This window comes from Mycobacterium sp. E3298 (assembly GCF_001666895.1).
GTDB lineage: Bacteria > Actinomycetota > Actinomycetes > Mycobacteriales > Mycobacteriaceae > Mycobacterium.
In genome coordinates this window covers 1-11681 of the sequence record NZ_LZJB01000237.1, presented here as the reverse complement: position 1 = coordinate 11681, position 11681 = coordinate 1, and the positions used below count along the sequence as shown (strand labels likewise).

Genomic DNA, 11681 nt, shown 5'->3' with positions numbered 1-11681 from the left:
CAAGATCGCCCGGTCGGCCCCCAGCACGACGCCGGCCGGGTCCACGTTGAACAGGTCGGCGACCGCCGCCCGCGCGGCCTCGAGGATGGCGGCGCTGCGCTGCGCCGACGGATGCGCGCCCACGGTGGTGGCACTGGATCGCCGGAAGGCGGTGGAAACGGTGGTCGCGACGGAATCGGGGATGAGCATCCCGGTCGGCGCGTCGAAGTGCACCCACCCGTCACCCAGCGACGGATGCAGTCCGCGCACCCGGGCGACGTCGTAAGCCATGCCAGCCACCTTAGAGCTTGCGCATTTCCGCGAAACTGTGACCGTAGCGGGTGCTGCAGACGTTCCGGCCAACCGGTGGCTTCCCGAGGCAGGGCACCCGGCCAGCCATACTAGTCGAGTGGGCCTCTGGTTCGGAACGCTGATCGCATTGTTCTTGCTGATAGCCCCCGGATCGATCATCGCGCGAATCAGTCAGCTGAGTTGGCCCATCGCTGTCGCGGTCGGCCCGGCGCTGACCTACGGCGCGGTCGCGCTGGCGATCATTCCGTTCGGCGCCGTCGGAATCCCTTGGAACGGCTGGACCGCGCTGGCGACGCTGGTTGCCGTGTGCCTGGTGATGGTTGTCCTGCAGCTGCTGCTCGGCCGGTACCGCGACACCGAGGCCGAGGCCCGCGGGATCGGCCGCTGGCCGGCGCTGATGGTGGCGGCCGGGGTGCTGCTCGGGGCGCTGCTGATCATGTGGGCGGCCTATCGCGGCCTGGCCGCCCACTGGCAGACCATCCCGAGTACCTGGGACGCCGTGTGGCATGCCAACGAGATCCGGTTCATCCTCGACACCGGGCAGGCGTCGTCGACGCACATGGGCGAGCTGCGCAACGTCGAGACGCATCAGACGCTGTACTACCCGTCGGTGTTTCACGCCCTGTCCGCGGTGTTCTGTCAGCTCACCGGAGCGGCCCCGACCACGGGCTACACGCTGAGCTCGGTGGCGGCCTCGGTGTGGCTGTTTCCGACCAGCGCGGCGATGCTGACCTGGCGGCTGCTGCGCCCCCACTGGGGCGAATGGCGCACCGCCGGCGTGGCCGCGACCGCCGCCGCGCTGTCGGTGTCGTTCACCGCCCTGCCCTACGTCGAGTTCGGCGTCGCCGCGATGCCCAACCTGGCCGCCTACGGTGTCGCCGTCCCGACGTTCGTGCTGATCGCCTCCACGCTGCGCCATCGCGATCGCATCCCGCTGGCGGTGCTGGCGTTCGTCGGGCTGATGTCCGTCCACCTGACCGGCGGGTTCATCGTCGTCCTGTTCCTGGTCGCCTGGTGGCTGATGGATGTGTTGTGGCATCCGGTGCTGGGACGGATTCCCGACGTGGCGACGCTCGCCGCTGTGACCGTGGCCACCGGGCTGATTCTGCTGCCGCAGTTCATCAGCGTCCGTCAACAGGAAGACATCATCGCCGGGCACTCGTTTCTGACCAAGCTCAGCAAGAAGCGCGGGGTGTGGGACGCCGTCTTCCAGCATTCGCGTCACCTCAACGACTTCCCGTACCAGTACGGGCTCATGGCGCTGGCGATCGCCGGCGGGATCATCTTTGCCTACAAGAGGATCTGGTGGCCGCTGGCGCTCTGGGCGTTGCTGGTGGTCGTCGACGTCGACGCGGGGACGCCGCTCGGCGGCCCGGTCGGGGCGATAGCCGGCGCGTTCGGGGAGTTCTTCTACAAGGACCCGCGCAGGATCTCGGCCGCAATCACCCTGCTGCTCATGCCGATGGCGGGGCTCGCCCTATTCCTGGTGGTGACGGTGGCGGTTGCCGCGGCCAAGCGGGTCGCCGACCGCCGATTAAAACCTCTGCCCGCGCCGGCCTGGACCGCGGCCACGGCGGTCCTGCTGCTGGTGACAACCGTGTTCACCGCGCGGCACTACTTCTATCGGCACCTGGTCTTGTTCGGCGACAAGTACGACTCCGTGATGATCGACCAACGCGACCTGATGGCCATGGCGTACCTGGCCACGCTGCCCGGGGCGCACACCACCGTGATCGGCAACGCCAACACCGATGGCACGGCGTGGATGTACGCCGTCGCCGACCTGCACCCGCTGTGGACCCATTACGACTACCCGCAGCAGATGGGCCCCGGCCCCAACCGGTACATCTTCTGGGCCGGCGCCCGCAAGGGCGATGCCGATCCGCGGGTGGTCGAGGCGATCAAAGCGCTCAATATTCGGTACGTCTACACCAGCACGCCGACGGTCCGGGGCTTCGCCGTACCCGACGGACTAGTCTCACTGGATAAATCGAAGTCGTGGGCGCTGATCTACGACAACGGTGGAGCCCGAATCTACGAATGGCGCGGAATCGGCGCGGCGCCGCACTCTTAGTCCGCAAAGGATGGTGAAGGATTGAGTACCCGCAACGACGACGACGGCATCGAGATCATCGGCGGCGTCGACCCGCGGATCACGGCGGTGGCGGAGGACGACTCCGACGAGCGCTCCCTGACCGATCTGGTTGAGCAGCCCGCCAAGGTGATGCGCATCGGGACGATGATCAAGCAACTGCTCGAGGAGGTGCGCGCCGCACCGCTCGACGAGGCCAGCCGCAACCGGCTGCGCGAGATCCACGCGACCAGCATCCGCGAACTGGAAGAAGGCCTGGCGCCCGAACTGCGCGAGGAGCTCGACCGCCTCACCCTGCCGTTCAACGAGGACACGGCGCCCTCGGACGCCGAATTGCGGATCGCCCAGGCCCAGTTGGTCGGCTGGCTGGAAGGGTTGTTCCACGGCATCCAGACCGCGCTGTTCGCCCAGCAGATGGCCGCCCGCGCGCAGCTGGAGAACATGCGCCAGGGCGCGCTGCCCCCCGGCGTCGGCAAGCCGGGCGGCTCCGGACACGGCCAATACCTCTAAGCGAAGCACGGTGGCGGGTCCTCACATCGAGACGCACAACGCGTGGGTGGAATTCCCCATTTTCGACGCGAAGTCGCGCTCCCTGAAGAAAGCCTTCCTGGGCAAGGCGGGCGGCACCATCGGCCGCAACAGTTCCAACGTGGTCGTCGTCGAGGCGCTGCGCGACATCACCATGTCGCTGGAGTTGGGCGACCGTGTCGGCCTGGTCGGCCATAACGGCGCGGGCAAATCGACTCTGCTGCGACTGCTTTCGGGCATCTATGAACCCACCCGCGGCTGGGCGAAGGTCACCGGCCGGGTCGCGCCCATCTTCGATCTGGGCGTCGGCATGGATCCCGAGATCTCCGGCTACGAGAACATCATCATCCGCGGGCTGTTCCTGGGGCAGACCCGCAAGCAGATGATGGCCAAGGTGGACGAGATCGCCGAGTTCACCGAGCTCGGTGATTACCTGTCTATGCCGCTGCGCACGTACTCCACCGGGATGCGGGTGCGGCTGGCCATGGGCGTGGTCACCAGCATCGACCCCGAAATCCTGTTGCTCGACGAGGGTTTGGGCGCGGTCGACGCCGACTTCATGAAGAAGGCGCAATCCAGGTTGCAGAGTTTGGTGGAGCGGTCCGGAATCCTGGTGTTCGCCAGCCATTCCAACGAATTCCTCGCCCGGCTGTGCAAGACGGCGATGTGGATCGACCACGGCGTTATCCGCATGTCCGGCGGCATCGAAGACGTGGTGCGCGCCTACGAGGGCGAGGACGCGGCCCGGCACGTGCGCGAGGTGCTCGCCGAGACGGCGGCGGACAATCCGCTGGCACAAAGAGCGTCCGGGGATGAGTGACTCCATCTTCGCCGTCGTCGTCACCCACCGGCGTCCCGACGAACTGGCCAAATCGCTGGGCACCCTGAGCAGCCAGACCCGGGTACCCGACCACCTCATCGTCGTCGACAACGACGGGGGCAGTGACGGCCGGGTCCGCGACCTGGTGGCCGGCCAGCCGATCCCGACCACCTACCTGCCCTCGCGCCGAAACCTGGGCGGCGCAGGCGGTTTCGCGTTGGGCATGTTGCATGCGTTGGCGCAGGGCGCCGACTGGGTGTGGCTGGCCGACGACGACGGGCGGCCGCAGGACGCGCGCGTGCTGGCCACCTTGCTGGCGTGCGCCGAAAAGCACGCCCTGGCCGAGGTGTCGCCGATGGTGTGCAACATGGACGACCCGGAGCGGCTGGCATTTCCGTTGCGCCGCGGGCTGGTATGGCGCAGGCGGGCAAGCGAATTGCGCACCGAGGCCGGACAGGACCTGCTGCCCGGAATCGCGTCTCTGTTCAACGGTGCGTTGTTCCGGGCGGCCACGCTCGAGGCGATCGGCGTTCCCGACCTGCGTCTGTTCATCCGCGGCGACGAAGTCGAGATGCATCGCCGGCTGGTGCGGTCGGGCCTGCCGTTCGGCACCTGCCTGGACGCGATCTACCTCCACCCCTGCGGCTCGGCGGAGTTCCGGCCGATCCTGGGCGGACGCATGCACACCCAATACCCCGACGACCCCACCAAGCGGTTCTACACCTACCGCAACCGCGGCTACCTTCTGTCGCAGCCCGGCCTGCGCAAGCTGCAGCTCCAGGAGTGGGTTCGGTTCGGCTGGTACTTCGTGGTGACCCGCCGTGATCCCAAGGGCCTCGCTGAGTGGATTCGCTTGCGGCGCTTGGGCCGTCGCGAACAGTTCGGCAAACCTCGAAGCGGGTCGCCACCGTCGGAACCTGGAGGATCGCGATGACGTTTCTGGACGCCGCCGCCCAGTCGCGGACCTTCACCCGCGCCCGCGGCGACCTGGTCGCCGGCTTCCGCCGGCACGAGCTGTGGCTGCACCTGGGCTGGCAGGACATCAAGCAGCGCTACCGCCGCTCGGTGCTGGGCCCGTTCTGGATCACCATTGCGACCGGCACCACCGCCGTCGCGATGGGCGGCCTGTACTCCAAGCTGTTTCACCTCGAGCTCGCCGTGCACCTGCCGTACGTCACGCTCGGCCTGATCGTCTGGAACCTGATCAACGCGGCCATCCTGGAGGGTGCCGACGTCTTCGTGGCCAACGAGGGACTGATCAAGCAACTCCCCACCCCGCTGTCCGTGCACGTCTACCGGCTGGTGTGGCGGCAGATGATCCTGTTCGCGCACAACATCGTGATCTACGCCGTCATCGCGGTCATCTACCCCAAGCCGTGGTCGTGGGCGGATCTGTCGGTCATCCCGGCGCTCGGGCTGATCGTGCTCAATTGCATTTGGGTGTCACTGTGTTTCGGCATCCTGGCCACCCGCTATCGCGACATCGGTCCGCTGCTGTTCTCGGTGGTGCAGTTGCTGTTCTTCATGACGCCGATCATCTGGAACGACGACACGTTGCGGCAGCAGGGCGCTGGGCGCTGGTCGCGCATCGTCGAACTCAACCCGCTGCTGCACTATCTCGACATCGTGCGGTCCCCGTTGCTGGGCGCCCACCAGGAGCTGCGGCACTGGGCCGTGGTGGCGGCGCTGACCGCCGTCGGCTGGGTGCTGGCGGCGTTCGCGATGCGGCAGTACCGCGCCCGCGTCCCGTACTGGGTCTAGCGGCTCAGCTCACATAAGCGGAGGCAGCGGATTCAGCCAGTCCAACGAACCGTCCGTCTGCCCCTTGTACTGCGGGCAGTAGGCGGACACCGAGAGCCCGACGAAGAATCCGGCTTGGCGCGCCGAAAGACTGGTGTCCTTCATCACCTTCATCGCCACGACGCTCGTTTTCTGGTTCCTGTCGAGCCCCGCGCAGACCGAGCGCGCCATGGTGATCGGGTCGTTCACGACGATCCCGTTGTCCGCCAGGGCGCCCAGGAAGGCGTCGTCGGATGGGTCGGCGGCCGCCGGGGCCGCGGAAAGCAGCGCGGCGGCGGACAGCATGGCCGCGGCGATTGTCGACCTCGTTCCCGGACCGACGTTCATATCTCCACGATAGGCCGCCGTTGGCGCTCCAAGAATCCATGGAGAATCCCGCAAGGCCGGCGCCGGACGCTGACCACCATGCGTAACACCGTTTTCGCCGATGGGGCCCGCGTGGCCACGATCCACCGTGCCGACGCCCCGCTGGGTCGCACGGCCAGGTTCCACCTGCGCAGGTTGTTCGACAACCTGCCCTGCTGCCACCGCTCGTGGGCCAACCAAGGCAAGCGTTTCTTCCTGCACGGCTATGAACGGGCCTTCGACATCGAATTCGCCTGTGCCGAAACCGAAGCCGGGACCGACGCGGTGATCGACGAAGTCACACTGGACGAGGTCAAGACGGCGCTGCGGGACCAGTTCGACCACACCACGCTGATCGCCGTCGACGACCCGCAACGCGACCTGTTCGAGTTGCTGGCCGACCGGGGCGTCATCGACCTGCGGATCATGGACGACACCGCAATGGCGGGCACGGCCGCATGGACGTTCGAGACGGTGGAAAGCATCGTCGCGCGGGCGACCGGTGGCCGCGTCTGGGTGTCCCGGATCAAGGCCCGGGAGAGCCGCAACAACGTCGTTACCCTCACCGCGGGTCCCGTTTAGACGAAACCCGACGCCTGCAATCCCGATGCGGGAGTATGCGTTCGTGAGCGACGCCTCGGCAATCGGCTGCGTGGGGACGTTGACCGTGGCGACCCGCGGCGACCGCGGGGCCGGCGAGGTGCTGGTCACCGTGCGGGGCGCCAAGGAGGCCTTCCTGGCGTGGTCCGACGACCCCTTGCCCAAGGGCGCACAGGTGCTGGTGGTGGAGGTCAGGGGAGCCCGGACGGTAACCGTCGAACCCTGGCACGAACTCGCGTGATCTGAATTGACGACCCGGATCGCCCGGGATACAACAGCGAAACCCAAAAGGAGTTCCGATGCTCGGTTACAAAGTGCCCTCCCCCGATGAGGCGATGCTGATCTCCGGCGGCCGAAGCAAGAGCAACGCCCCCTTCCGCGTCGTGACCGGCCACGGCGCCTTCATCATGCCGTTCTTCCGCAAGGCCCGCTTCCTCACGCTGGCGATGTGTGAGGCCGAGGTCGCCGAGAAATGCGTGACCCAGCAGGGCATCACGCTCAACGTCCGTGCGGTGATCGCCTTCAAGGTCGGCAACGACACCGAAAGCATCATCAGCGCCGCGCAGCGATTCCTGTCCGAACAGGACCAGATGTCCGTGCTGACCGGGCGCATCTTCGCCGGCCACCTGCGATCGATCATCGGCTCGATGACCGTCGAGCAGATCATCCGGGAACGCCAGAAGCTGGCGACCGAGGTCCTCGACGGCTCCAAGGAGGAGATGGCCCGGATCGGCCTCACGGTCGACGCGTTGCAGATCCAGTCCATCGACGACGACGGGCTCGGCTACATCAACGCGATGTCGGCGCCGCACAACGCGGCCATCCAGCAGCAGGCGCAGATCGCCCAGGCACAGGCCAACCAGGCGGCCGCCGAAGCCGAGCAGGAGTCGCAGCGCAAGCAGGCCGAATTCGCCCGGGAGACCGCGATCGTCAAGGCGCAGTACAAGGCCGAGGTCGACAAGGCTCAGGCCGAGGCGGCCCAGGCCGGCCCGCTGGCCGAGGCCGAGGCCCAGCGCGAGGTGCTGCAGATGCGCACCGAGCTGGCCCAGCGCGCCGCCGAACTGCGCCAGCAGGAGCTGGTCGCCGAGGTCGTCAAGCCCGCCGAGGCCGAGGCCGAACGCGTGCGGATCCTGGCGGTGGCCGACGCGGAGAAGATGAAGATCCAGGCCGAGGCCGCGGCGTCGCACAACCGGGTCGCCCTGGACAAGGCGCTGATCGATCAGCTGCCCGAGATCGTGGAGAAGGCGGCCCGAGGTCTCGCCAACGCCAACGTGACCGTGCTCAACGGCGCCGAGGGACTCACCGAGGTGGCCAGCGGGCTGGTCGCCCAGGGCAGGGCGATCTTCGACGCCCTGCGGGGCACCGTCGACTACTACGACGACGAAACCGCCGCGCCGCCGCTGACCACGAACTCCGAATCAGGTAATTCATGAATTCGCTTGTGCTGCAGCACTAGTCGCCGGTGAAGGTGAGGTCGTCAGACAACACGTTGGACAGGTCGTCGAGATCCATGTCCAGCATCCCATTGGTGTCCCGTTGAGACTGGATTCCCGAGAGACCCGACAGACCCGAGGTCCCCGACAGCCCGGGTGAGGCCGCGCCGGCGATCGCCTCCGGAGGCACCGGGCCCGGCGGCACCGCCGGGCTGATGATTACCTGGCCGACGAGGCCGTTGGGCGTGAAAGAGCCGCCCTGACCGATGGTGACCATTTCGTGGGGCCCGATAATCAGCGCACCGCCCTGGTTCAGCGGCACGGTGGCCCCGGTGTGGACGATCAAATAGGAGCCGTCGTCGACCGTCAACGTCCCGCCGGTGACACTCATGACACCGGTGGGGTCGATGGTGACCACACCACCGGAGTTGATGGAGAACGCACCGGCGTCGTTGACCACGCCGCCGGGGCTGACGGTGAGCGTGCCGTTGTCGATCAATACGCCGCCGTGGTCGATCGTCAGCGCCGCGCCCTCGGTGAACGTGCCGCCGGAGTTGACGTTGATTGTGCCGCCGCTGCTGACTTCCATCGTGCCGCCGAAGTTACCCAGTGAGCCGCCGTGCTCGACGGTCAGCGTGCCGCCCGCATCGACCGTCGTGGTGCCGAAGTTACCGAGGAAGCTGCCGTCATCGACGGTGAGAGTGCCGCTGTCGGTGAGGGTCCCGCCCGAGAAGACCCCCAAGCTGCCGCCGTCGTTGACAGTGAGTGTGCCGTTGTCGGCGAGGGTCCCGCCGGAGTAGACGATCATGCTGCCGGAGTCGGTCAGGGTGCCGCCGCTGCTGACGGTCAGGGTGCCGTAGTCATCCAGGGTGCTGCCGGGGCCCACGGTCAGGGTGCCCGCATCGCTCAGGCTGCCCGTTTGAGGGATGGTCAGGGTGCCGTTGTCGGTCAGGGTGCCGCCCGAGTCGACCGTCAAGGGTCCGTAGTCGAACAGCGTGCCGCCCTGATCGACGGTCAGTGTGCCGCCGTTGGTGACCGTCATCGGATCGATGGTGTAGAGGTGCCCGCCGTTGTCGACGGTCAGCGTGCCGGAATCGACAAGGGTGCCGTAGTTGGAGAAGACGCCACCGTTGTCGACGGTGACCGTGCCGCCGCTGTCGATGGCCATCGTCCCGCCGTTGACCTCGAAATTCCCGGCATCGGTGAGCGTGCCGCCCGAGTTGACGGTCAAAGCGCCGTAGTCGACTACGTTGCCGCCGCTGTTGACCGTCAGCGTGCCGCCGTCGGTGACCGTCAAAGCCCCGCTGTTGTAGAGGTTGCCGCCGGCGTTGACGATGACGTCGCCGCCGTCGGTGACGGAGCCTCCGGTGTAGACGGTGAGGGTGCCAGTGTCGGTGCCACCCGTGCTCACGGTCAGGGTGCCGCCTTGGTTCACGGTGACAGCGCCGGCGTCGTAGAGGTTGCCGCCGCCGGTCACGGTGACGGCGCCGCCATGACCGACCGTGACCGTCCCGCTGTCCGACAGAGTGCCGCCGCCGGTCACCGTCATGCTGCCGGTGTCGGTACCACCCTGGCTGATCGTCAGCGTGGCGCCCGGCTGGACCGTCAACGCGCCGGAATCGGTCACCGTGCCGCCGGAGGTCACCGTCATGGCGCTGTTGTCGCTGAACACGCCGCCGGACTGAATGGTCAACGAGCCGCCGTCGGTGACGTTGAAGCTGCTGTTGGCGAAGCCCACATAGCCGCCATTGTCGACAACCACCGAGCCGGAGTCGGTGATGGTGCCCGGGTTGCTGAGCAGGTAGCCGCCGTTCTCGACCGTGAAGGTGCCGCCATTGTCGATGGTCAGGGTGCCGGTGCCACTGCCCACCGAGAATGAGCCGGCGTCGTTGACAACCCCGCCGCTGGCCACGTCCAGCGTGCCGCCGGAGAGGGTCAGGGCACCACCATTCAGGTTGAGGGTGCCGGCGTCGGTGAAGGTGCCACCGGAATAGACGAAAACGCTGCCGCCGGTGTTATCGGTGATAGTGCCGCCGGTGTTGATGGCGACCGTGCCGAAGTCTTTCAGGAAGCCGCCGCCGGTCACGGTTAGGCTGCCCGTGTCGGTGCCACCCGTGCTCACGGTCAGCGTGCCACCGTTGTTGACCGTGACCGTCCCCGCGTCGGACAGAGTGCCGCCACCGGTAATCGTGAGGCCGCCGGTGTCACCGGTAGTCGCGGTGCTGACGTTGAGGGTGCCGCCGGAATTAATGGTGAGAGTGCCCCCGTCGGACAGGCTGCCGCCGCCGGTGACGGTAAGGCTGCCGGTGTCCCCGGTCGTCGTCGTGCCGACGGTCAGCGTGCCGCCGCTGTGGACCGTGACCGTTCCGCCGTCGGACAGGGTGCCGCCGCCGGTCACGGTTAGGCTGCCCGTGTTGGTCCCACCCGTGCCGACGGTGACCGTGCCGCCGTGACCGACCGTGACCGTCCCGGCGTCGGACGCAGTGCCGCCGACCGTGAAGCTGCCGCTGTTGGTGCTGGCCGTGCCCACCGTGACCGCACCACCGTGGCTGACGGTCAGACTGCCGCCACTGTCGACAGTGAGCGCGCCGCCTTGGGTGACTGCGAGGGTGTTGCCGGACGGGATGGTGAGGGCACCGCCATTGCTGATTTCGACGGTCCCGCCGCTGGCACTGATGGTGGTGTTGACCGGAAGGTTGAGGGTGATGCCGTTGGTGAACGTGCCGCCGCTATTGACCGTGATGGTGTTGGTGCCCAAGAGCTGCACGGAGGTACCGCTATTGAGCGTGATCGCGCCGGAGTCGTTGACGGTGCTGGTGCTGAGGCCGAACTGGCCGCCGTTAAAGGTGAGGACGCCGGTGCTGTTGACGGTCACGGTGCCGCCGCCGGCGGCGAACTGTCCGCCGTTGACGGTGACGGTGCCGCTGTCGACCAGGCTGCCGCCGTTGAAGATGAGATTGCCGCCGGCGGCAGTGACCTGGCCGCCCTGGTTGACGGCGAGGGTGCCGCCGGTCCAGATATCGGCGTCGCAGCTGGAACTGAGGGTGAGGCTGCCGCCCTGGGTGACGGTGAGATTGCCGTAGACCTCCAGGCCACCCGCGGTGCCGGGCGCGCCGGTGGTGATAGCGCCGCCGTCGAAGGCCTGGCCGCCGGAGTCCACGGTGAGGGCGCCGAAGTTGAGGGCAACAGTGCCGCCGCTGTTGACGTTCAGGGTGCCGCCGCTGGTGACGGTGATGTCGCCCTCGCTGAATCCCACACCGCCGGTGAGCGTGCCGCCGCTGTTGACGTTGACCGTCCCGCCGTCGGTCAGGGTGGTGCCGCTCAGAGTGACGCTGCCGGTGTCACCGGTAACAGTGGCATTGCTGACGTTGAGCGTGCCGCCGCTGTTGACCGTGAAACTGCCGCCGGTGTCGGTCAGGTTGCCGCCGCCGGTCACCGTGAGGCTGCCGGTGTCCCCGGTGGTCGCGGTGCTGACGTTGAGGGCGCCGCCGCTGTTGACCGTGAGCGTCCCGCCGTCGGACACAGTGCCGCCGCCGGTAATGGTGAGGGTGCCGCTGTTGGCTGTGGTGGTGCCCACGGTCAGGACACCGCCGGAGTTGACGGTGACCGTGCCGCCGTTGACGGTAAGCGTGCCGCCGCCGGTCACCGAGAGGAAGCCGGTGTCGGCGCCGCCCGTACTCACCGTGAGCGCGCCGCCGGAGCTGACGGTCAGAGAGCCACTGTCGGTCAGGATGCCGCCGGAGCCGACGGTCAGAGTGCCGCTGTCGGTGAC

Annotated in this window: 10 protein-coding genes and 1 pseudogene; 8 read left to right on the top strand and 3 right to left on the bottom strand. The window is 67.6% G+C overall.

The genetic code is table 11. The annotated features are described in order from the left end of the window. Positions 1-270, bottom strand: a pseudogene (locus A9X05_RS11155) (cysteine desulfurase-like protein); the annotation flags it as partial. A gap of 118 nt (positions 271-388) precedes the next feature. Here A9X05_RS11155 and A9X05_RS11150 point away from each other — a divergent pair. Genes A9X05_RS11150 through A9X05_RS11130 form a run of 5 tightly spaced genes read left to right on the top strand, consistent with a single transcriptional unit; the run spans position 389 to position 5492 of the window. After that, positions 389-2365 (top strand): DUF6541 family protein, encoded by a 1977-nt coding sequence (locus tag A9X05_RS11150; protein ID WP_067760632.1) that lies wholly within the window; start codon positions 389-391, stop codon positions 2363-2365. 21 nt (positions 2366-2386) lie between these two features. Further along, on the top strand, positions 2387-2893 hold the full coding sequence (locus A9X05_RS11145) for a bacterial proteasome activator family protein (RefSeq protein WP_067760630.1): 507 nt from the start codon (positions 2387-2389) through the stop codon (positions 2891-2893). Positions 2894-2903: 10 nt separating this feature from the next. After that, the gene (locus A9X05_RS11140) at positions 2904-3731 is read left to right on the top strand and encodes an ABC transporter ATP-binding protein (protein WP_067268672.1); all 828 of its coding nucleotides are present in this window, start codon (positions 2904-2906) and stop codon (positions 3729-3731) included. Further along, positions 3724-4665 (top strand): glycosyltransferase, encoded by a 942-nt coding sequence (locus A9X05_RS11135; protein ID WP_067781317.1) that lies wholly within the window; start codon positions 3724-3726, stop codon positions 4663-4665. The genes A9X05_RS11140 and A9X05_RS11135 overlap by 8 nt, the downstream gene beginning before the upstream one ends. Beyond that, entirely contained in the window at positions 4662-5492 is an 831-nt protein-coding gene (locus A9X05_RS11130) for an ABC transporter permease (RefSeq protein WP_067781314.1), read from the top strand. The genes A9X05_RS11135 and A9X05_RS11130 overlap by 4 nt, the downstream gene beginning before the upstream one ends. A 9-nt stretch (positions 5493-5501) precedes the next feature. Here the strand turns inward: A9X05_RS11130 and A9X05_RS11125 are convergent, their stop codons facing one another. Continuing rightward, positions 5502-5858: a DUF732 domain-containing protein gene (locus A9X05_RS11125; RefSeq protein WP_067781311.1), complete on the bottom strand. Its 357-nt coding sequence runs from the start codon at positions 5856-5858 to the stop codon at positions 5502-5504. Positions 5859-5936: 78 nt separating this feature from the next. Between A9X05_RS11125 and A9X05_RS11120 the strand changes: the two genes are divergently transcribed. From A9X05_RS11120 to A9X05_RS11110, 3 genes are read left to right on the top strand one after another with little or no spacing between them, the layout of a single operon-like run. Next, the gene (locus tag A9X05_RS11120) at positions 5937-6458 is read left to right on the top strand and encodes a 6-carboxytetrahydropterin synthase (RefSeq protein ID WP_067760622.1); all 522 of its coding nucleotides are present in this window, start codon (positions 5937-5939) and stop codon (positions 6456-6458) included. A gap of 43 nt (positions 6459-6501) precedes the next feature. Further along, complete coding sequence (locus A9X05_RS11115; RefSeq protein WP_082970936.1) at positions 6502-6717, top strand: hypothetical protein; 216 nt, start codon at positions 6502-6504, stop codon at positions 6715-6717. Between the two features lie 58 nt (positions 6718-6775). Next, the gene (locus tag A9X05_RS11110) at positions 6776-7909 is read left to right on the top strand and encodes a flotillin family protein (RefSeq protein WP_067760618.1); all 1134 of its coding nucleotides are present in this window, start codon (positions 6776-6778) and stop codon (positions 7907-7909) included. A 19-nt stretch (positions 7910-7928) separates the two neighbouring features. Here A9X05_RS11110 and A9X05_RS31615 read toward each other — a convergent pair. Further along, positions 7929-11681 (bottom strand): S-layer family protein (locus tag A9X05_RS31615; RefSeq protein WP_197499020.1); only part of this gene is annotated, 3753 nt, incomplete at its 5' end.

Coding starts and splice junctions, on each gene's coding strand:
- A9X05_RS11135 (WP_067781317.1), top strand. CDS start 3,724: ATGAGTGACTCCATCTTCGCCGTCGTCGTCACCCACCGGCGTCCCGAC.
- A9X05_RS11130 (WP_067781314.1), top strand. CDS start 4,662: ATGACGTTTCTGGACGCCGCCGCCCAGTCGCGGACCTTCACCCGCGCC.
- A9X05_RS11125 (WP_067781311.1), bottom strand. CDS start 5,858: ATGAACGTCGGTCCGGGAACGAGGTCGACAATCGCCGCGGCCATGCTG.
- A9X05_RS11120 (WP_067760622.1), top strand. CDS start 5,937: ATGCGTAACACCGTTTTCGCCGATGGGGCCCGCGTGGCCACGATCCAC.
- A9X05_RS11110 (WP_067760618.1), top strand. CDS start 6,776: ATGCTCGGTTACAAAGTGCCCTCCCCCGATGAGGCGATGCTGATCTCC.